Annotated in this window: 16 protein-coding genes and 1 pseudogene; 7 read left to right on the forward strand and 10 right to left on the reverse strand. The window is 66.9% G+C overall.

What is annotated here, in order from left to right; genetic code table 11:
* Nucleotides 1-55: 55 nt before the first annotated feature.
* Entirely contained in the window at nucleotides 56-1,249 is a 1,194-nt protein-coding gene (locus tag ACOGI5_RS08365) for a pyridoxal phosphate-dependent aminotransferase (RefSeq protein WP_419863966.1), read from the forward strand.
* Between the two features lies 1 nt (nucleotide 1,250).
* Complete coding sequence (locus tag ACOGI5_RS08370) at nucleotides 1,251-2,192, forward strand: hydroxyacid dehydrogenase (protein WP_419863967.1); 942 nt, start codon at nucleotides 1,251-1,253, stop codon at nucleotides 2,190-2,192.
* A gap of 11 nt (nucleotides 2,193-2,203) precedes the next feature.
* Here the strand turns inward: ACOGI5_RS08370 and ACOGI5_RS08375 are convergent, their stop codons facing one another.
* The 7 genes and pseudogenes from ACOGI5_RS08375 to ACOGI5_RS08405 form a co-directional block, all read right to left on the reverse strand.
* The gene (locus ACOGI5_RS08375; RefSeq protein ID WP_419863968.1) at nucleotides 2,204-3,526 is read right to left on the reverse strand and encodes an amidohydrolase family protein; all 1,323 of its coding nucleotides are present in this window, start codon (nucleotides 3,524-3,526) and stop codon (nucleotides 2,204-2,206) included.
* A gap of 106 nt (nucleotides 3,527-3,632) precedes the next feature.
* The gene (locus ACOGI5_RS08380) at nucleotides 3,633-4,628 is read right to left on the reverse strand and encodes a CobW family GTP-binding protein (RefSeq protein ID WP_419863969.1); all 996 of its coding nucleotides are present in this window, start codon (nucleotides 4,626-4,628) and stop codon (nucleotides 3,633-3,635) included.
* Nucleotides 4,625-6,328 carry an amidohydrolase gene (locus ACOGI5_RS08385; protein ID WP_419863970.1) on the reverse strand — a complete coding sequence of 568 codons (1,704 nt, stop codon included), beginning with the start codon at nucleotides 6,326-6,328 and terminating at the stop codon, nucleotides 4,625-4,627. Before ACOGI5_RS08385 ends, ACOGI5_RS08380 begins: the two co-directional genes overlap by 4 nt.
* Nucleotides 6,328-8,186: pseudogene (locus tag ACOGI5_RS08390) on the reverse strand (dipeptide ABC transporter ATP-binding protein). Before ACOGI5_RS08390 ends, ACOGI5_RS08385 begins: the two are co-directional and overlap by 1 nt.
* A gap of 3 nt (nucleotides 8,187-8,189) precedes the next feature.
* The gene (locus ACOGI5_RS08395; protein WP_419863971.1) at nucleotides 8,190-9,119 is read right to left on the reverse strand and encodes an ABC transporter permease; all 930 of its coding nucleotides are present in this window, start codon (nucleotides 9,117-9,119) and stop codon (nucleotides 8,190-8,192) included.
* Complete coding sequence (locus ACOGI5_RS08400; protein ID WP_419863972.1) at nucleotides 9,112-10,095, reverse strand: ABC transporter permease; 984 nt, start codon at nucleotides 10,093-10,095, stop codon at nucleotides 9,112-9,114. Before ACOGI5_RS08400 ends, ACOGI5_RS08395 begins: the two co-directional genes overlap by 8 nt.
* Nucleotides 10,096-10,177: 82 nt before the next feature.
* The gene (locus ACOGI5_RS08405; RefSeq protein WP_419863973.1) at nucleotides 10,178-11,971 is read right to left on the reverse strand and encodes an ABC transporter substrate-binding protein; all 1,794 of its coding nucleotides are present in this window, start codon (nucleotides 11,969-11,971) and stop codon (nucleotides 10,178-10,180) included.
* 170 nt (nucleotides 11,972-12,141) lie between these two features.
* Here ACOGI5_RS08405 and ACOGI5_RS08410 point away from each other — a divergent pair, with 170 nt between their 5' ends.
* Complete coding sequence (locus ACOGI5_RS08410) at nucleotides 12,142-13,254, forward strand: LLM class flavin-dependent oxidoreductase (RefSeq protein ID WP_419863974.1); 1,113 nt, start codon at nucleotides 12,142-12,144, stop codon at nucleotides 13,252-13,254.
* Nucleotides 13,255-13,261: 7 nt separating this feature from the next.
* Nucleotides 13,262-15,316: a cytochrome P450 gene (locus ACOGI5_RS08415; protein WP_419863975.1), complete on the forward strand. Its 2,055-nt coding sequence runs from the start codon at nucleotides 13,262-13,264 to the stop codon at nucleotides 15,314-15,316.
* 18 nt (nucleotides 15,317-15,334) lie between these two features.
* On the opposite strand, the gene leuD is transcribed toward ACOGI5_RS08415, so the two are convergent.
* From leuD to ACOGI5_RS08430, 3 genes are all read right to left on the reverse strand, one after another.
* Complete coding sequence (gene leuD, locus ACOGI5_RS08420) at nucleotides 15,335-15,925, reverse strand: 3-isopropylmalate dehydratase small subunit (protein WP_419863976.1); 591 nt, start codon at nucleotides 15,923-15,925, stop codon at nucleotides 15,335-15,337.
* A gap of 19 nt (nucleotides 15,926-15,944) precedes the next feature.
* Nucleotides 15,945-17,366, reverse strand: coding sequence for a 3-isopropylmalate dehydratase large subunit (leuC, locus tag ACOGI5_RS08425; RefSeq protein ID WP_419863977.1), 1,422 nt, complete (start codon nucleotides 17,364-17,366; stop codon nucleotides 15,945-15,947).
* Between the two features lie 62 nt (nucleotides 17,367-17,428).
* Nucleotides 17,429-17,908, reverse strand: coding sequence for a GreA/GreB family elongation factor (locus ACOGI5_RS08430; RefSeq protein WP_419863978.1), 480 nt, complete (start codon nucleotides 17,906-17,908; stop codon nucleotides 17,429-17,431).
* Nucleotides 17,909-18,058: 150 nt separating this feature from the next.
* Between ACOGI5_RS08430 and ACOGI5_RS08435 the strand changes: the two genes are divergently transcribed.
* From ACOGI5_RS08435 to ACOGI5_RS08445, 3 genes are all read left to right on the forward strand, one after another.
* Nucleotides 18,059-19,057, forward strand: coding sequence for a 3-isopropylmalate dehydrogenase (locus ACOGI5_RS08435; RefSeq protein ID WP_419863979.1), 999 nt, complete (start codon nucleotides 18,059-18,061; stop codon nucleotides 19,055-19,057).
* A 7-nt stretch (nucleotides 19,058-19,064) separates the two neighbouring features.
* Nucleotides 19,065-20,750, forward strand: a complete 1,686-nt coding sequence (gene cimA, locus ACOGI5_RS08440) for a citramalate synthase (RefSeq protein ID WP_419863980.1) — start codon at nucleotides 19,065-19,067, stop codon at nucleotides 20,748-20,750.
* Between the two features lie 143 nt (nucleotides 20,751-20,893).
* The gene (locus tag ACOGI5_RS08445; protein WP_419863981.1) at nucleotides 20,894-21,415 is read left to right on the forward strand and encodes a hypothetical protein; all 522 of its coding nucleotides are present in this window, start codon (nucleotides 20,894-20,896) and stop codon (nucleotides 21,413-21,415) included.

Below are 21,415 nucleotides of genomic sequence, written 5' to 3' on the forward strand. Positions count from 1 at the left end.
GCGGCGAGACTGTCGGGCGCTCGCGGCAGCGCGTCGAGCAGACGGGAGACGCTCTATGAGGAATCGAGTATCGACGGCACTGGCGGGCATCGCCCCGTCGGCCACCCTCGCCGTGGACGCGAAGGCCAAGGCGCTGCGGGCGGCGGGCGAGAACGTGATCGGCTTCGGCGCCGGCGAACCCGACTTCCCGACACCCGAGCACATCGTGGACGCCGCAGCGGCTGCATGCCGCGACACGGCGAACCACCGCTACTCGCCCGCCGGCGGTCTGCCTGCCTTGAAGACCGCGCTGGCAGCCAAGACCAAGCGCGACAGCGGCCTCGACTGGGACGCGACCCAATTCCTGGTCACGAACGGCGGCAAGCAGGCCGTCTACAACACCATGGCCGCGCTCATCGATCCCGGCGACGAAGTGCTGTTGCCGGCGCCTTACTGGACGACCTACCCCGAGGCGATCCGCGTCTTCGGCGGCGTGCCGGTCGAGGTGTTCGCCGGCATCGAGAGCGGATTCAGGGTGAGCCTGGACCAGCTCGAAGCTGCACGCACCGACCGCACGAAGGCGCTGCTGTTCGTGTCGCCGTCCAACCCGACCGGCGCCGTGTACCCGCGGGATGAGATCGTCGCCATCGGCCAGTGGGCCGTCGAGCACGGCCTGTGGGTGATCACAGACGAGATCTATGAGCACCTCACCTACGGTGATGCGGAGCACCACTCGTTGCCGGTGCTCGTGCCAGATATCGCCGACCGCTGCGTCGTGCTGAACGGCGTCGCCAAGACCTACGCCATGACCGGCTGGCGGGTCGGGTGGATGGCTGGACCGCCCGACGTCATCGCCGCTGCGACCAACTTGCAGAGCCACGCCACCTCCAACGTCTGCAACGTCGCCCAAGCGGCCGCGCTCGCGGCGGTGTCGGGCGATCTCGAGGCAGTAGCCATGATGCGGGCAGCGTTCGACGTGCGGCGCCAGCGCATCACCGAGATGCTCAACTCGATCGACGGCGTGGAGTGTCCCGAGCCCGAGGGCGCGTTCTATGCATTCCCCAACATGGAGGGTCTGCTGGGACGCCGCTATGACGATGCCGAGGCGAGCACCACGCTGGAGCTGGCAGCATCCGTGCTCGAGCAGGCCAAGGTGGCGTTCGTGCCGGGCGAGGCGTTCGGCGCTCCCGGCTACGCCCGGTTCTCGTTCGCCCTGGGTCTCGACGATCTCTCCGAAGGCATCAGCCGCATCGCAGACCTGGTCGGATGACATGGCACGAGTCCTGGTTGCCGAGACGCTGGCCGACGCCGGACTGGACCTGCTGCGCGCGGCCGGCCACGACATCGACATTCGCACGGGGCTGAGCCCCGACGAGCTTCACGACGCCATCCCCGGCGCGCAGGCGCTCGTCGTCCGCTCGGCGACACGGGTCGATGCTGATCTCCTGGCAGCCGGCGATTCGCTCGTCGTCGTCGGGCGTGCTGGCGTAGGGCTCGACAACGTCGATGTGGCCGCTGCAACTGAGCGCGGCGTACTCGTGTGCAACGCGCCATCCAGCAACGTGGTGTCTGCGGCAGAGATGACGGTGGCGCTCATGCTGGCGCTTGCTCGCCATGTGCCTCAAGCACACCAAGCACTCGCAGACGGCCGCTGGGAGCGCAGCCGCTGGGGCGGCATGGAGATCTACCGCAAGACCATCGGGATTGTGGGCCTCGGCCGAGTCGGCCGCCTGGTCGCACAGCGGATTGCGCCGTTCGATGTGGCGCTCATCTCCTACGACCCCTATGTAAGCGCAGAATCCGGCCGAGCCGCCGATGTCGAGATGGTCGAGTTCGAAGAGCTGCTGGAGCGGTCCGACATCATCACGCTGCACATGCCGCGCACGCCCGAGACGGCAGGGCTGCTGGGGGCCGAAAACCTGGCCAAGTGCCGCCCGCATGCCCTGATCGTGAATACGGCCCGGGGCGGCATCCTCGACGAGGCGGCCGCTGCAGAGGCCCTCGAAGAAGGCCGGCTGGGCGGTGTAGCGGTGGACGTCTATGCGGCCGAGCCAGCCACCGACTCCCCGCTGTTCGGCCGCCCCGATGTGGTCGCCACCCCACACCTCGGTGCCAGCACCACCGAGGCGCAGGATCGCGCCGGCACCCAGATCGCCGAGCAGGTCAACCTGGCCCTGGCCGGCGACCCCGTCCCCTACGCCGTCAACGCCTGACCGGGCAAGCGTCAGCGCTGGGCGGCGACTGCGGCGGCGTCGGGGTGTCCCAGGTAGCGCTCGGGGATCTCGAAGCCGAAGATGCGGGCGGAGTTGAGCCCGAGGATCTTGGCCCGCTCGCCGTCGTCCAGATGGCTCATGGTGCGCTCGATGGCCTGTGCGGAGTACGGCCACGAACCCTCGTGGTGCGGGAAGTCGTTCGCCCAGAGGAAGTTGTCGACCAGGCCGTGCTCGCGCGCAAGGTCCAAGCCGGCGGGATCCTCTTGGAAGCTCGCGAAGCCCTGCCGCTTGAAGTACTCGCTGGGCAGCATCTCCAGCTTGGGCCGCACCCACATGTGGTGCTTGAGGTAGGCCTCGTCCATTGCGGTCAGCATCCACGGCACCCAGCCGATGCCGGCCTCGATCGAGCCGAACTGCAAAGTCGGATGCCGCTCGGCAACCCCTGAGGCGCAGATGTTGACCAGCGGCTCCATAGTGGGTGCGAGCGAGTGCACGGCGTAGTTGATGACAGCGCCGCCCTGGCTGCGCGAGGTGCGTGGGTCACGCCCGGTTGAAACGTGGAACGTGACCGGCAGCTCCACCTCGTCGATGCAGTCCCACAGCGGCTCCATCTCGCGCAGGTTGTAGTTGAGGTCGTCCACGTCGGGTGGCCCGAACACCGGCTTGGCCGGAAGGCTCAGACCTTTGAACCCGAGCGCCGCACATCGCTGGATCTCGGCGATGGCCTTGTCCAATGCCGCCGGAGCGATACAGGCCATCGGGGTCAGCCGGTCGTTGTAGTCGGCGAACTCCTCCCAGGCCCATTCGTTGTAGGCCCGGCACATTGCGTGACTGAAGTCGGCATCGGGGGTGGCCCAGATGGACAGTCCCTTGTTCGGAAACAGGATCTCGGCATCGCAGCCGTCCAGCGCCAGATCAGCCAGCCGGGCCTCGGGGCTGCGCCCGGACTGGTTGCGCAGCTTCTCATGGCCCTCGAACGGCTTGGTCCAGTTGAGCTTGGCCGGCCGGAAGCCCTCTGCCTTCTGGAAGAACTGCTCCTCGGTCGCGCTGCCGCCTTCACTCTTGGCGCCTTCACCCTTGGCGCCGTCGCCCTTCGCGCCCTTGCCGTGAACGTCCATGGCCTTGGTGACGGCGATCGTCGGCAGCCGGTGGTGGTACGCGGGATCGATGCGGTCGTAGAGGAACGTGTTCGGCTCCTGCACATGCCCGTCCGCCGAGCACATGAAGAACTTGTCGTCGGCGTCCGGACGCGCCGAGCGATGCCATCCCTCATTGCCCGGTGTCTCGGTCCGCCACACGTTGTTGACATCAGGTTCAGGGATCGTGATCGCCATCGCATGTCTCCGGGACGGGAATTCGGGAGCGGCTTCAGGCACCGTCGGCCGTGTGCCACCTCGAGTCTGGCACGCAACCGCCGCCGCTCACCCGGCGACGAGGACTTCAGCCGCGTCTCACCAGTCGTTCACTGAGCCAGTCGGAGGGCAGGGAACCCTTGTAGGCGATGACGCTGACTGCCCACTGGCGCGGCGACTCGTCGGAGCCCGGAGCCAGCGGGGTTATCGAAGCGCGGGCTCCGACGGCTTCGATCAAGTAGGCGGTTGTATCGGCCGCCTCTGTGCCGCAGGCGTCGCCAGCGGCCGCGGGTGGCGCCGCCTGCACCAAACCCTTGAGCCGGGCGACATTCTCGGGCAGGTCGGCAAGCAACGCCTCGATGACTGGCATAGGTACTGGTGCGTCAAGGACGACGGTCTGCGACTCGAAGAGATCCTCCGCAGCCGGCAGTGAGCGAGCGGCGCTTGGATCGGGTGCCGATCTATCGAGCGTGTTGACCGCATCACCTTCGGGCTGGGGGCCGAACAGCACCTCGACAGGCACGGCTGCGCGGCTCGCACGCACTATCGCAGCCGTGCTGGCGATGCCGGTCAGCCAGTCGCACAAGGCATCGGCAGCAGCGATATCGCCCAGCAAGTCGATCTTGTTGACGACGAGCAGGTCTGCTGCTGCGAGCTGCATCCGCACGGTGTCTGCCACCCAGCGGTCGTTGGCCTGGCGCCGTACCTGCTCGGCATCGGCCAGCACGACCACTGCGTCGAGCCGCAGACCGGGGGTGTGGCCATAGGCCGCTATCTGGGCGGGATCGGCGACACCGCTGGCCTCGATGAGCAGCCGCTCAGGCAGTACCTCGGCAGACCGGATGGTGTTCAGTGCCGCAGCAAAGCCATCGGCCAAGGTGCAGCAGATGCAGCCGTTGGCGAGCGTCAGCTTGTCGCCCTCAGCAGCGGCGATGAGATCTTCGTCGATCGAGATCTCGCCGAAGTCGTTGACGATCACCGCGATGCGCTCGTCTGAGGAACGCAGCGCATGGTTCACGAGCGTGGTCTTGCCGGCGCCGAGATAGCCGCCGATGACGGTCACGGGAAGGCGTTGAGTGCTCACACCTCGCTCAACTGGGCCGGTTGCGGCACGCCGCCGAGCACCGTGCCCCATACGCCGATGTCCCGCAATGCCATCGGATCGACCTCGAGAGGATCGTCCTCCAGCACTGCGAAGTCGGCCAGCTTGCCTGCTTCGATGCTGCCGATGTCCCCGTCCAGCTTGAGCTGCCGGGCTGCCTCGATCGTGATGGCTCGCAGCGCGTCCGGAACGCCGATGCGCTCATCAGGCCCCAGCACCTCGCCCGACGCTGTCACACGGTTCACCGCGCACCACGCAGTGTGCAGGTGGCCGAGCGGCGTGATGGGCGAATCGGAGTGAACCGAGAAACTGACGCCGCTGTCCAAGGCTGTCCGACAGGCGTCCATGCGGGCAGCGCGCTCAGGTCCCACGGTCACATCGCGGTGCTGGTCGCCCCAGTAGAAGATGTGGTTCGAGAAGATGTTGGCATGCATGCCGAGCGCTGCCATGCGGCGGTACTGGTCGGGTGTGGTGAGCTGGCAGTGCTGCACGGTGTGTCGGTGATCCCAGCGGGGACAGCGCTCGAGCACCTGTTCCACTGCGTCGATGAACACCTCTGAGGCCTCGTCGCCGTTGCAGTGGCAGTGCACCGTGAGTCCGGCACGGTGGTACGGCTCGACGAGATCGGCCATCTGGTCGGGCGCCGTCAGCCACATGCCGTTGCCGATGTGTCCCGGCGGAGGCTTGTAGTAGTGCGGCCAACTGATACGGGCCGTGAACCCCTGGATCGAGCCGTCCAGAATCAGCTTGACAATGCCGAAGCGCAGTTTGTCGCTCTGCTCGCTCATCAACTTCACGCACAGCTCTGCAAGCTCCGCCGGGTCGGCCGTGGCTCCGAACAGGTTCGACATCGCCACCATCACCCGTGCCGGATAGGCCGGATCGCTGGTGACCTTCTTCCAATTGCCAAGCTGTTCAGGATCCCAGAGCTGCGTGGTGCCCAAGTCGGTCAGCAGCGTGTGCCCGGCATTGCGAGCTTCGTTGGCGTAGCGCCAGCGGGCCTGCTCGCTGCGGTTGGCTTTCATCATGTCGGCAAACGCCTCGCCGGCCAGCATCATCCCGGCGGGCTCATGCAGCTCACCGTTGGGCAACCCGTCGCCGCCGCGGGCCACACCGGGGCTGGTCGCCGTGTCGTCGATACCGCAACGCTCCATGAGCGCCGAGTTGATCGTGGCGAGATGCCCGCTGGCATGCAGCACCAGCGTCGGCCGGCCGCCGGTCACCGTGTCGAGGTGGCGTGCCACGAGCCGCTCGCCCGGGAAGTAGATGGGGTCGAGACCCCAGGCCAGCAGCGTCTGGGAGTCGTCGCTCATGTCGGCTGCGGCCTTGCCCAGCCGTTCGAGCACATCGTCGATGGAGGCGCAGCCCGGCCACAGCAGTCCCTGCGGGTCGCGCCGGTCGAAGTAGCCGACGTAGGTGGAGTTCCACAACCCGCCAGACATGACGTGGCAGTGCGCCTCGATGAACCCGGGCATGAGCACGTGTTCGGCAAAGCGGTTGTCAATCCGGTGCTCGCCCCATGTCGCCAGCTCGTCGGCACTGCCGACGCCCAGGATGCGATCGCCCGATACCGCCACCGCCTCGCCGAACGGGAATGCGGGGTTGACGGTGATGACCCGGCGTGCCGGGAAGATCACGAACGGCTCACCGCTCTCGCTGGGGCCGGTCTGGGCTGTCGTCATCAGTTGTCGAGGTCCTGTGCCACGAGGTGACCCGGCTCCACTTCCACCAAGGTCACGGGGTCGGGAGAGGTGCCTGCCTCGAAGACCGGGCTCGGCACCTCATCGGTCTGCACCGAGCGGTCAGTCCGGCGACGCCCCGGATCGGCGATCGGCACCGCGTCGAGCAGCCGCTTGGTGTAGTCGTGCATGGGGTTCTCGAAGATCGCACGACGCGAACCCAGCTCCACGATCTGGCCGAGGTACATCACGCCGACCCGGTGCGCGATCCGCTCCACGACGGCGAGGTCGTGGCTGATGAACAGGTATGACAGCCCCATCTCGTCCTGCAGGTCCATCATCAGGTTGATGACCTGCGCTTGGATCGAGACATCCAGCGCCGAGACCGCCTCGTCGGCAATGACCAGTTCGGGCCGCAGCGCCAAGGCCCGGGCGATGCAGATGCGCTGCCGCTGACCCCCGGAGAATTGGTGCGGGTACTGCCGCATGTCGTCGGGCGACATGCCGACTCGTCGCAGGAGGTCGGCGACCAGGTCGTTGATCTCGCGCTTGGGCACGGCACGATGGATCTCGAGTGGCTCCGCAATCGCCTTGCCCACGGTGCGGCGAGGATCGAGGCTGGCGAAGGGATCCTGGAAGACGATCTGCGCCTTGCGCCGGTGAGGCCGCAGCGCACGGGGTCCGAGGTTCGTGATGTCGGCGCCGTCGAGCCGGATGGTGCCGCTGGTCGGATTCAGCAGGCGGATGATGAGGTATGCGAGCGTCGACTTGCCGCAGCCGCTCTCGCCCACCACGGCCAGCGTTTCCCCCCGATCGATGTGCAGGCTCACCTGTTCCACGGCGTGAACGCGCGCGCCATGGCTGGCTGGGAAATGCTTGGTGAGCGCCTCGACCTCGACAATCGGTGCCGCGGCATCGTGCTGCGTCACGAGTCCGAGCCCCCGCTGCTGTCAGTTCCCGAGGTGGCAGCCGCTGCGAGTGCATCGGGGTCGATCAAGTCGAAGCGCTGCGGAGCCTCGACGCCCGCCATCGACCCGAGGCGCGGCACCGCTGCCAGCAGCGACTGGGTGTAGGGCTCGCTGGGCCGATCGAAGATGTCCGAGACATGGCCGCGCTCGACCAATCGCGACTGCTGCATCACCACGACCTCGTCGGCGATCTCCGCCACGACGCCCATGTCGTGGGTGATGATCAGCACGGCTGCACCGGTCTCGCGTTGCATCTCGGCGATCAGGGCAAGGATCTGTGCCTGGATCGTGACGTCGAGCGCGGTGGTGGGCTCGTCTGCGATCAGGATGGCCGGGTCGCACGCGAGCGCCATGGCAATCATCACCCGCTGACGCATCCCGCCAGACATCTCGTGGGGGTACTGGTCGATCCGGCGCGCAGCGTCGGGGATGCGTACCCGGTTCAGCATCTCCAAGGTGCGCTCGCGAGCCTCGCCACGGTTCATGCCACGGTGGAGCCGCAGCGCCTCGCCGATCTGGCTGCCGACCGTATAGACGGGGTTGAGGCTGGTCAGCGGCTCCTGGAAGATCATCGAGATGCGATCGCCCCGGATCGATCGCATCTGCGGTTCGGGCAGCTGCAGCAGATCGTCGACGCTGCCGTCGTCGTGGCGGAACAGCACCTCGCCGCTGCGGATCTCCGCCCGGGTGCCGATCTCGATGAGGCGCATGATCGACAGTGCGGTCACTGACTTGCCCGAGCCCGACTCGCCGACCACCGCCAGCGTGCCGCCGTCGTGCAGGTCGAACGACACGTCGTTCACGGCGATGAAGTCGTCGAAAGCGACCGTGAGGCCCCGAACCCGCAGTCTCGGTGCTGCGTTGTTGTCGCCTCCTGCGTCGGCCGTGCTCACAGCTCAGCGTCCCCGCAGCTTGGGGTTGTAGGCATCCTGCAAGCCGTCGCCGATGAGGCTGAAGCTCAGCACCGTGAAGAAGATCGCCAGACCGGGGAAGGTCACCGACCACCACGCAGTCAGGAAGTTCCCCCGGTTCAGCCCGATCATCAGGCCCCAACTGGTGGTGTTGGGATCACCGAGGCCGAGGAACGCCAATCCAGCCTCGAACAGGATCGCAGTGCCCATGATGAGCGTGGCCGACACGATCAGCGGCGGCAGCGCATTCGGGAACACCACCTTGCGAATGATGCGCCAGTCCGTGGCTCCCACCGCTCGGGCAGCCCGCACGAACTCCAGGTTCTTCAGCCTCAGGAACTCTGCACGGGTGATGCGAGCGATCCCCGGCCACGCCACCACGCCGATGGCGAACGAGATCGTGAACATCGACGGCTCGAACAGGGCCACCAGCACCATCGCGAACAGCAGTGCAGGCAGCACCTGGAAGAACTCGGTGAAGCGCATGAGGGCGCTGTCGAGCCAGCCGCCGTAGTAGCCGGCGAGCGCGCCGATGCTGATGCCGATCACGAGCACCATCGCGGCCGCCATGGCAGCAACCGTCAGGCTTGTCGTGCCGCCGCCGATCACGCCCGCCAAGACGTCGCGACCCAGATAGTCAGTTCCCAGGCGGGCCTCTTCCAGCTCTCCTGGACCAGTGAGCGGAATCGCCACGATGTCCTTGGGGTCGTTGTCGTAGATCCGCGGGCCGGCGACGGTCATGAAGACGATGCCGATGAGCATCACCACGCCTGCCACTGCGGCCTTGTTGCGCACGAAGAGCCGCAGAGTCTCCCGGCCGGGGCGTCCCGATCCGCCTTCGCCACCGGCCCCCAGACCGGGGGTGACCCCCAGATCGGCGGCTGCCACCTCACTGCGTCCCATAGCGTCAGACATTGGAGCGCTCCCGCAGGCGGATACGGGGGTCGATGATCGTGTACAGCAGGTCGGTCAGCAGGTTCGCCACGATCACCATGACTGACGACACCAGCAGCACGCCGAGCAGCACCGAGGTATCCCGGCGCAGGATCGAGTCGAAAGCCAGCCTTCCCAGCCCCGGCCAGTTGAATACGGTCTCGACCAGCAACGCGCCCGACAGCAGTGCCCCGAACTGCAGGCCGATCACCGTCACGACCGGGATGACGGCGTTGCGCAGCGCATGCTTGTACACCACCCGGCGCTCGCCCAGTCCCTTCGCCCGGGCGGTACGCACGTAGTCGGATTCGAGCACCTCCAGCATGGAGGCCCGAGACAGCCGGCTGTACTGCGCCAGGTAGATGAGCCCGAGCGTGAGTGCGGGCAGCACGAGGTGCTCGCCCACGTCGAGCACATTCGCGAGCGCTCCCTCGCCGTAGTTCACGTCATGCCAGCCCTGGATCGGCAACAGCTCCCACGTTGACGCGAACAGGATCACCAGCATGATCCCGGTCCAGAAGACCGGCATCGAGAAGCCCACGAGCGCCAGCACGGTTGCGCCGTGACTGAGCGGGCTCTCGGGACGGCGCGCAGTAGCGACGCCCACCATGGTCCCGGCTGCCACGGCGAACGCCAGCGCCGTTCCGACCAGCAGCACCGTGGGCCAGAGGCGCTCGATGATGAGCGACGTCACCGACCGGTTGAAGAAGAACGAGTCGCCCAGATCGCCCGTGGCAACCCTGCCGACGTAGGACAGCAGCTGCACGATGACCGGACGGTCCAGGCCGTACTGGGCCCGGATCTCCTCGAGCAGCTCGGGGTCACCGGCGCCGCTCTCGCCCACGATCACCGTGGCCGGATCGCCGGGCGTGATGTGGATCAGCAAGAAGTTGAGGCACATCACTGCCAGGATCAGCCCGAGTGCTTGGGCGATCCTGGCAGCGATGGACCTCAGCATGCTCCGTCCTTGTTGAGCCCGTAGCTATTGGGCGCAGTGCCGGCGGTCACTTCAGCGCTGCCGGCACCTGGTCCCGTTGCCGCTACTGATCCAGCCAGACCTGGTGCATGGGCGACATCTGCCCCCAGATGTTGTTGGTCGGCGGGTTCATGACCGCCGGGTTGAACGCCTGCCAGAACGACGGCGTATTCAGGAAGTAGATCGGCACCTCGTCGGCCACGATCTCCTGGAACTCGGCGTACAGCCTGGTCCGTTCGCCGGCGTCGAGCTCCTGGCCTGCCGCAGCGAGCAGCGCGTCGACCTCGGGATTGCAGTAGCCCGTGTTGTTGGTCCAGATCACGCCCACCCGGTTATCGCACAGGTAGGTGCGGTGGACGCCGATCACCGGGTCGCCCCAGTTCCAGACCTGGTTGATGGTCATCTGGTAGTCCCCACCGGCGACTCGCTGCGCCCAGGTCGGGAAGTCGGGCGACACGCTCAGCTCGACTTTGATGCCGGCTTCCTCCAGCGCCTGCACCACATACTCGGCGTGGACCACGAACGCCGGCGGGATGTAGTCGATGGTGAGCTCCAGCTCGCCTTCGCCGTAACCGGCTTCAGCCAGCAGCTGCTTGGCCCGGTCGATGTCCTTGTCGTAGTGGTTCACATCCGCGTTGTGGAACGGGCTGGCGGCGGCGATGCCGGTCGGCACCGGGAAGGTGAGCCCTTGTTCGATGACTCCCGAGAGGAAGTCGCGGTCGATCGCGTACCCGATGGCCTGACGCACTCGCACATCAGACAAGGCAGGGTCGTTCAAGTTGAACTCCAGCCAGTTGATCTGGCCGATGGCCTCGTGGCCCTGAGCGGTCACCTCCACGTCGGGGTTGTCCATCAGGCGAAGCACGTTTGCTGCGGGGCCCAAGGTGGACGACAGGTGCGTCGTGCCGTTCTCGAGGCTCAGCACGATGGCTGTCGAATCGGGCGTGATCTCCATCACGATCTCGTCGAGGCACGGTGTGCCCTCGATAAAGAAGTCGTCGAAGCGCTCCATACGGATGATGGTTCCCGGCTCGTACTCGGCCAGCCGGAACGGGCCCGAGCCCACGAAGTCCTCGCTGTTGCGCGGGTGGGACTTCATGTCCTGGCCGTCGTCGAAGATGTGCTTCGGGATGATGGGCAGCAGGCCCGGCGACATCGCCAGCAGGATCGCCGGATGCGGCTGGCTGAGGTTGATGACCGCCGTGTGCTCGTCGGGCGTGTCCACGCTCGTCACCGGTGCATACATCGGCTTGAACGGGTGGTTGGCTTGCACCGTCTGGATCGAGAACGCCACGTCGGCGGAGGTGATCGGCATGCCGTCGTGGAAGACAGCGTCCTCCACGAGGTGCAGCGTCACCGAGAGGCCGTCGTCAGCGACTTCCCAGCTCTCGGCCAGGTACGGCATGGGGTTGTACTGGTCGTCGTAGAGCAGCGGGCTCGCATTGAGCTGCGTGCCCGGCACGGCGGTCGCATAGCCCGACTGCACCGTGCCGTTGAGGTGCCGCGGCACCTGCGTGCTGCCGATGATGAGCGTCCCGCCGACATTGGCCCCGCCGTTGCAATAGTCCATGGCCATGTCGTCGTCGGCCATGTCGTCATCCGCCATGTCGTCGTCGGCCATGTCGCCGTCTTCGTCATGGTCGTGGCCGTCGTCCTCGTCATGGTCGTGGTCGTCGCCATCGTCCATGTCGTCGCCGGCATCGCTGCCCGTGTCCGCGGCAGCCGTGGTCGCCGGCGCGGCGTCATCGCTGTCGTCGTCACTGGCACACGACGCGGCGATCAGCGCGAACACCGCGAGCAAGGCGATCAATAGCCGGCCGAAGCGGCGTTGCGCGCCACGTGTCGTCGTGATCCTCATGAGCTGTCTCCCCTTCTGGAGGCACCCACCCGTCACACGACGACGGGTGCAATTGTTGGCAAGGCCCTGCGAGAGCCTGCGCTACCGTAACCGACGATGTCGTTGCCATCGACGGTGACACACGCAGTCCTCTGTGTGCAGCACGGTGGCGTCAGCAAGGTGGTCGGCCGATGAAGGTCCACTGGTTCTTGCCAACTGGCGGCGATTCTCGCGATGTGCTGCCCGACGAGCCGGGCGCGCACTGGCGGCCGCCGTCAATGGACTATCTCGCCCAGATTGCGACCGCCTGCGATCAGCTCGGCTATGAGGGGATGCTCACGCCGTGCGGGACCATGTGCGAGGACGCGTGGCTCTCAACGATTGCGCTGGCGCCGCTGACCAAGCGTGTCAAGTTCCTCGTCGCCTTCCGGCCGGGCTTCCTGTCGCCGACGCTGGCGGCGCAGATGGCCTCCACCTACCAGCGGCTGTCGGGCGGGCGGCTGCTCATCAACATTGTCACCGGCGCTGAACCGCGCGAGCTGAACCGCTTCGGCGACTGGCTTGACAAGGACACCCGCTATGCCCGTACCGGCGAGTTCCTCCGGATCGTGCGCGAGGCATGGTCAGGCGAGCCGTTCGATTTCGAGGGCGACTTCTACAAGGTCGCCGCCGCTACCACCCGGGAGGCACCTGACCCTCTCCCGGCGATCTACTTCGGCGGGGCATCGCCGGCTGCCGAGCAGATCGCGGCGCAGCACGTCGACGTCTACCTGGCGTGGGGCGAGCCACCCGACATGGTGACCGAGCGACTGAACCGCATGCGTGCACGGGCCGCCGAGCACGATCGCACGTTGCGCTACGGCATCCGCTTCCACGTCATCACCCGGCCAGATGCAGCCGACGCCTGGGCCGTGGCCGACGACATGCTGGCGCACATGAGCCCCGAAGCCATCGCCGCCGCCCAGGCCGACTTCGCCACGACGATGTCGGAGGGCCAGCGCCGCATGGCGCAGCTTCACGCCGAGGGCACGGGGCGGTTGGAAATCCACCCCAATGTGTGGTCGGGCATCGGACTCGTCCGCGGCGGTGCAGGAACGGCGCTGGTGGGCAGCTACAGCGAGGTGGCGGACCGCATCGCCGAATACCACGCGCTGGGCTTCGACGAGTTCATCCTGTCGGGCTACCCGCACCTCGAGGAGGCGTACTGGTTCGGTGAGGGTGTCATGCCGATCCTGCGTGAACGCGGGCTGCTCGAACCGCTTGCGCACGGTTCCGACAACGCCCTGGTCTCGTCGTTCCGCTGAGCTGCAGATGTCAGACAGCCCGCGACGAGAAATACGGGAAACCGGCACGTCAGCCGAGCACCGTCCGCTGCGCCTGGGCTTGCTGCGCTGCGACGATCCGATCCCCGAGCTGAGATCGATCTGCGGCACCTACTCGGACATGTTCGCCGACGTCATCGCTCGGGTCGATCCCAGCGTGCAGATGGACACCTTCAGCCTCCCCGATGACGAATGGCCCGACGACCTCGATGCGTACGACGGCTGGATGACCACGGGAACCCGCGCCTCGGTCTACGACGACGCGCCCTGGATCAACCGGTTCGCAGACTTCGTGCGGCAGCTGCACGCCGAGGGTCGCAAGATGTTCGGCGTCTGCTTCGGGCACCAGATGATCGCCCACGCGCTCGGCGGCACGGTGCAGCGAGCCTCGCACGGCTGGACGGTGGGCGCGAACGTCTGGACGATCCACGAGCGGCGTCCCTGGATGGATCCGCCTGCCGATGAGATCCGACTCATCCACAGCCATCAGGACCAGGTGCTGTCCTTGCCGCCCGGCGGAGTGGCGCTGGCGGGTGCCGATCGGTGCCCGATCGCGATGCTGGCAGTGGGGGAGCACCTCGTCGGACTGCAGGGCCACCCGGAATTCGAGCCCGAGTTCGTGGGCCCGCTGTACGAGAGCCGCACTGAGCTGCTGGGCGCCGATGCTGTTGCCGAAGCCCAGGCCAGCCTGTCAACGCCGTGCAACCAGGAACTCGTCGCTGGCTGGATGCTGCGTTTCTTCGCCCGCTCAGACGGGGTCAGCCTGAGAGACTTCGGTCTGTTCGACCCGGCTGTTCAGCAGTGCCCGCATGCCTACTACGCCAAGATGCGCGAATCAGCGCCGGTGTATGAGGCGGCGGCCGGCGGTGCCTCGCTGCATCTGATCACCAGGTACGACGACGTGCTGGAGGCTGTGCGGGATCCTGAGACATTCTCCTCTCGCTTCGATGTGGGCGGTCGGGGCAACGCTGAGCTGGCTCGGCGCACCAAGGAGCTCTACGAGGCCGAGGGCGGATACGACCGGGTCGGCACGATGCTCACAGCGGATCCTCCCGAGCACACCCGATTCCGCCGTCTCGTCAGCAAGGCGTTCACTCCCAAGGTGGTCAATGACCTCGAACCTGCAGTGCGCGAGATAGCCGCGGCGCTGATCGACCAGATGCTCGCTGATGCCGCTGGCGGCGATTCGATCGATTTCGTCGAGGCGTTCGCGGTGCCCCTCCCGGTGGCGGTCATCGCCCGGGCGCTCAACGTTCCCGACGACCGGCTTGCCGACTTCAAGCGCTGGAGCGACGCCTCGATTGCCGGCATCGGCACGAACATCTCCATCGAGGAACGTCTCGAAGCCGAGCGCGAGGTCATCGAGTTCCAGAAGTACTTCGCCGAGCAGCTCGAACTTCGGCGCGCCGAACCGCAGGACGATCTGCTGACGAATCTCCTCAACGCACGCATCGACCGCGAATTCGATGATGTCGCCGGTGACGCAGTGTCGACCGAGCCGCTCACGATTGCGGAGATGCTCAGCATCATTCAGCAGCTGCTGGTGGCCGGCAACGAGACCACCACCAAGATGCTCACCGAGATGCTGCGGTTGCTGGCCGAGCATCCCGACGAGTGGGGGGCTCTTCGAGCGGACCCCTCGCGAGCCGCAGCATTTGTGGAAGAGACCCTGCGCCTGTCGACGCCGACGCAGGGGATGTTCCGCGTGGTGAAGAAGGACACCCGGCTCGCCGACGTCGACCTTCCCGCTGGCTCTCACCTAGTGGTGATGTTCAGCTCGGCCAACCGGGACCGGTCGGTCTTCGATGACGCAGACTCGTTCCGCCCGATGCGCGACGGCGTGTCGAACCACCTTGCGTTCGGCCGGGGAATCCATTTCTGCCTGGGAGCGGCACTGGCACGGCTGGAAGGGCGGGTTGCGGCCGAAGAGCTGTCGCAGCGGCTGCGTTCCGTCGCGCTCTGTGCCTCGAACGACTTCGAGTATCACCCCAGCTTCTTGCTGAGAGGCCTCAAGCGGCTCGATATCCAGCCGGTACCTGCCTGAGCCCTCCGGCAATCGGAGCTAGGTCGTGGGCAGCCATGCAGGCCGGACCTGCTCGTAGCTGTCGATTTCCGATGCGCTGCGCAGTGTGATGCCGATGTCGTCGAGGCCCTCGAGGAAGCGCTCCTGGGTTGCGTCATCCATCGGGAACGATTCCTCGATGCCCGCAGCGGGTGCGCTGAGCAGGCGTCGCTCGACGTCGACCGTCACCACCAAGTCGGGGTCGGCAGCCACGGCGGCCCGGAGTCGGGCGGCGGCCTCTTCGGACACCTGCACCGGAACCAACCCGTTCTTGGTGGAGTTGTTGCGGAAGATGTCGCCGAAACGGGGGGAAACCACCGCTACGAAGCCATAGTCCATCAGTGCCCACACGGCGTGCTCGCGCGACGATCCCGTGCCGAAATTCGACCCTGCTACGAGCACCGTGGCGCCCGCAAAGCGCTCGTCATTCAGCACGAAATCGCGCTCGTCACGCCACTCGCTGAAGAGCCCTTTGCCGAAGCCGGTGCGCTCGACGCGCTTCAGCCAGTCGCTGGGGATGATCTGGTCGGTGTCCACGTCGGAACGATCGAGAGGCACCGCCCGCCCCTCATGGACTCGTACTGGCTCCATCGACTTGTTCCTCTCCCGCTCAGCCGAGATCGTCGGGTGTGACGAAGCGACCGGCGATGGCCGTCGCCGCGGCCACCTCCGGCGAGCACAGGTGCGTGCGACCGCCGCGGCCCTGTCGACCCTCGAAGTTGCGATTCGACGTCGATGCCGAGCGCTCGCCGGGCGAGAGCTTGTCGGGGTTCATCGCCAGACACATCGAGCAGCCGGGCTCGCGCCAATCGAACCCCGCTTCAACGAAGATCGCGTCCAGCCCCTCGGCCTCGGCCTGCGCCTTGACGGCGAACGAACCGGGCACCACCAGTGTGCGGACGCCGTCCGCCACTGCGCGGCCCCGGGCCACCGCCGCAGCAGCTCGCAGGTCCTCGATGCGCGAATTCGTGCAGCTGCCGATGAACACCGTGTCGACCTGCACGTCAGACAACCGGGTGCCCGCCGCGAGCCCCATGTAGTCCAGCGCCCGCTGGGCGGTCGCCGCCTCGACCGGGTCTTCGAAATCGTCGGGGCCCGGCACGGCGCCGTCGATGGGAATGACGTGTGCGGGGTTGGTGCCCCACGTGACGTGCGGTCGCAGCGAGGCGCCGTCGATGGTCACCGAGCGGTCGAACGCCGCCCCCTCGTCGGTGACCAGCGAGCGCCAGTCGGCCACCGCAGCCTCCCAGTCGGCGCCGGCCGGGGCGTGGGCGCGACCTGCCAGGTATTCGAAGGTGGTCTCGTCGGGCGCCACCATGCCCGCCTTGGCGCCCGCCTCGATGGACATATTGCAGACGGTCATCCGACCTTCCATCGACAGCGCCTCGATAGCCGTGCCGCGGTACTCGATGATGTGGCCGATGCCGCCGCCGGTTCCGATGCGCCCGATGATCGCCAGCACGATGTCCTTGGCGGTCACGCCCGCAGGCGCCTCGCCGTCGACGCGGACCTCCATGGTGGACGGCCGTGCCTGCGGCAGTGTCTGGCTCGCCAGGACGTGCTCCACTTCCGAGGTGCCGATGCCGAAGGCCAGTGCGCCGAACGCACCGTGCGTCGAGGTGTGGCTGTCGCCGCACACGACGGTCATGCCGGGCAGCGTGAGGCCCTGCTCGGGGCCGATGACGTGCACGATGCCCTGGCCCGGATCGCCCATCGGGTACAGCGTGATGTCGAACTCGTCGCAATTCGCCCGCAGCACCTCTACCTGCTTGGCCGAGATCGGGTCGGCGATGGGCAGGTGCAGATCGGCCGTGGGGACGTTGTGGTCCTCGGTCGCCACGGTCAGGTCAGGGCGGCGCACGGTGCGTCCCGACATGCGCAGGCCGTCGAAGGCCTGCGGGGAAGTGACCTCATGGATGAGGTGGAGATCGATATAGAGGAGATCGGGCTGCCCGCCGCCGGTGCGGACGACATGGCGGTCCCAGACCTTCTCGCTGAGGGTGCGCGCACCCGTCGCGGCGGCGTTTGTCACGTCCTCACTATGGACCCTGTAGGCCTGTCATTCCAACGCAATGGCCTGAAGGGTCCCTCCGGTCAGGCTTCGACGGCGATGACTTCGATGCTCAGCTCGTTGCCATTCGCCTCATAGGTGACCGTCTGACCCGCTCGGGCGCCCTCGAGCGCTTGGCCCATCGGCGACCCCGGCGACACCACTTCGATTCCCGTCCGGCGTTCCTCGATCGAGCCGAACAGGTACTGCTCGACCTCGTCGTCGCCCTCGAAGCGGATGGACACCACGAGACCAGGTGCCACGACGCGGTCGCCGGAGGGGTCCTCCGAATCGGCGACGATCTCGCAGTTCTCCAGGATCGACTTCAACCGCATGATGCGGCCTTCCATCTTCCCCTGCTCTTCCTTGGCGGCGTGGTAGTCGCCGTTCTCCGAGAGGTCTCCCAGCAGCCGGGCTGCCTCGATCTGGGCTGCGATATCGATGCGGCCTCGCCCGGTCAGATCGATGAGCTCGGCCTCGAGCCGATCGCGGGTCTCCGCTGAGATGTGGTGGATCTCGGGCACCCCGCGAGGTTACCGAGGGCTTCTGTTGGCACACTCTCTGTTGCCTTTTGAGCTGTGGCGCAACTGCGCCTCATCCGTCCCGGCGGGTCGGCGTCGAAGGCACGCTTGCCGGCACGATCCGGGACAACAAGCCGAAGAGGGGACATCACAGTGACGCATCGCATCGCAGTCGTCGGCGGAGACGGAATCGGACCCGAGGTGATCTCGGTTGCGCTCGATGTGATTGCTGCCGCCGGAGCCGGCATCTCGACCACTGAGTTCGAACTGGGCGGGCATCGCTACCTGCGCGACGGCACGGTGCTCGATGACGAGACCCTCGATGAGCTCCGCACATTCGACGCCATCCTGCTCGGCGCTGTGGGTACGCCGGAGGTGCCCCCAGGCGTCATCGAGCGCGGCCTGCTGCTGAAGGCTCGCTTCGAGCTGGATCTGTACGTGAACCTGCGCCCGTTCACCCTGCCCGACGGCCACAGCTTCACGGTGATCCGGGAGAACACCGAAGGCACCTATGCGGGTGAGGGCGGGTTCCTGCGCAAGGGCACCCAGCACGAGATCGCCACCCAAGGCTCGGTCAACACCCGCATGGGAGCTGAGCGCGCCATCCGGTACGGCTTCGAGCTGGCGCGCGCACGCGAGCGCCGTCACCTGACGCTGGTCCACAAGACCAACGTGCTGACGTTTTCGGGCGACCTGTGGGAGCGCACGTTCAACGAGGTCGCTGCGGAGTACCCCGACGTCGAGACTGCGTACAACCACGTCGACGCGGCCTGTATCCACTTCGTCACCGATCCGCACCGCTACGAGGTGATCGTCACCGACAACCTCTTCGGCGACATCCTCACCGACCTCGGCGGTGCCGTGGCCGGCGGCATCGGGCTCGCCGCTTCAGCCAACCTCAACCCGGACCGAACGGGGCCGTCGCTGTTCGAGCCGGTGCACGGATCGGCACCCGACATCGCCGGCAAGGGCCTCGCCAACCCCACCGCTGCGGTGCTGTCGGCAGTGCTCATGCTGGAGTTCCTGGGGGAAGCCGAGTGCGCTGAGCGTGTGCGAGCGGCGTGCGAAGCCGTCATCGCCGATGATGCCGTGCCCGATGTGGGCACCGACGAGATTGCCAAGGCGATCCTGTCCGGCGTCCAGCAGGGGTGAGGTCGGCATGAGCACGCAAGCGGCGAACTCGGCAGGCGCCGGCGACACCGACGCTGAACCCGGATCATCGGCTCCGCTCATCCGTGAGGGCGAGCGTGATCCTGCCTGGCCAGAGCGAGTCGAGATCTTCGACACGACGCTGCGCGATGGCGTCCAGTTCGAGGGCATCTCGGTGTCGCCCGACGACAAGCTCAAAGTGGCCCGCCAGCTCGATGCGCTCGGCATCCACTGGATCGAAGGCGGCTGGCCCGGATCGAATCCCAAGGACGAGGAGTTCTTCACCCGAGCGGCCGCGGAGCTGCAGCTCCAGCACGCCACGCTGGTGGCCTTCGGCTCCACGCGCAGGCCCCGCGGCCGCGTCGACGACGACCAGACTTTGGCAGCCCTCGTCGCGGCCGGCACCTCCACGGTGTGCATCGTGGGCAAGTCGTGGGACTACCACGTCACCGAAGCGCTCCGGCAGCCGCTCAGCGAAGGGGTCGCCATGGTCGGCGACTCCGTCGAGTTCCTCAAGGGGGAGGGGCTGCGCGTCTTCTTCGATGCGGAGCATTTCTTCGACGGCTACAAGCGCAATCCGGAGTTCGCGCTGCAGGTGCTCGAAGCAGCGGCCGTCAACGGCGCCGACTGCCTGGTGCTGTGCGACACCAATGGCGGTTCGCTGCCCCATGAGGTGGAGACGATCGTGCGCGAGGTGGTCGTCCACTTCGACGGCATTCAGGTAGGCATGCACACCCAGAACGACACCGGCTGCGCCGTCGCCAATGCCGTCGCGGGTGTTGTTGCCGGCGCCACCCATGTGCAGGGAACCGTCAACGGCTACGGGGAGCGCACCGGCAACTGCGACAACACTGTGCTGGTTCCGAACCTGACGCTCAAGATGGGCATCGAGACCGTGCCTCGCGAGTGCCTGTCACGCTTCACCTCAGTGGCGCATCATGTGGCCGAACTGGTGAATATGCCGCCTCAGAACCAGCAGCCGTACGTGGGCGCCTCGGCGTTCGCTCACAAGGCGGGCCTGCACACCAGCGCCATCGCGCGCCGCCCCGACAGCTACGAGCATGTCGACCCGGCGGCAGTCGGCAACAGCACACGCTTCCTGCTCGGCGATCTGTCGGGACGGGCGTCGGTGGAGCTGAAGGCGGCCGAGCTCGGCATCGAGATCGACAAGGCCGCGATGGCCGACGTGGTCGACGAGCTGAAGCGGCTCGAGCACGCCGGCTATCACTTCGAAGTGGCCGATGCGTCGCTGGAAATGCTGCTGCGCCGGGCTGCGGGCCAGACCTTCGAATTCTTCAACGTCGAGTCATTCAAGGTGCTGGTGGAGCGCGGCCGGGAGGCCGAGTTCGACACGGAGGCGACGCTGCGCATCGTCGTCGGCGGTGACCGGCGGGTGACGGTCGGCGAGGGCGACGGACCGGTCAACGCGCTCGACAATGCCTTCCGCCAAGCCGTGCGGGACGACTACCCGGAACTCGATGCGGTACGCCTGACCGACTACAAGGTCCGGGTGCTGGATGCCGACCGGGGCACCGAAGCGGTCACGAGGGTGCTCATCGACTCCACCGACGGCGAGACCACCTGGACCACCATCGGCGTCTCGGAGAACATCATCGAGTCCTCCTGGCTTGCACTGCGCGATTCGGTCATCTATGCGCTCATGCGTCATCGCTTGGACGACAGCCCGAGCCAGTAGCAGCCTGCGGCGCCGGCGCCAGCCTCGGTCGCAACGTCCTGGCTTTCTGCCTCGAACCCATATCTCCCGCTCTTGTTCGCTTTGCTCACGGGCCGCTCGGGCCACGGCTTCGCCTATCGGCTCAGCCTCTAGGCTGCGCGGCAATGGCTGCGCCGCGACACGTCCGGGTCGAACCGCTCTCGGTCGTGCGTTCCTATTCCTCGCCTGAAGTGACGCCCCGAAGCTGGAAAGCCGCCCGTCCCGGCGATCTGGCCGGCGGTCAGCCCACCGGTGCGCTGCGCGGACACCAAGGCCCTGACCAGGGCTACGCCTACGGCCTGATCCATCTCTTCGACGACCGGGTGTACCTCACCGAGAACGAGGATCGTGACGACGTCGACGCCGGCTGTGTGGCCGTAGCGCTCAAGCGTGCGTCGATCTTCGGACGTGCGCCGGTGGTGTGGGACCTCGAGGCGGGGTACCTGGCCTTTGGCTTCCTCGACCAGCACCCGCCGGCGGAGCTGGTCGCACGCCGCACGCCGCTGTTCGAGGGCGCTGCGGAGGCACACCACTACACACATGTCCGCGAGCTGGTGGCCCGTGTCCCGACCGAAGTGCTCGCCCTCGCGCCATCGGCGATCAGGCGTCGGTATGAAGCAGATCCCCTGTCCTTGACGCGAGACTGA

This window comes from Candidatus Poriferisodalis sp., from assembly GCF_965208925.1.
Lineage (GTDB): Bacteria > Actinomycetota > Acidimicrobiia > Acidimicrobiales > Poriferisodalaceae > Poriferisodalis.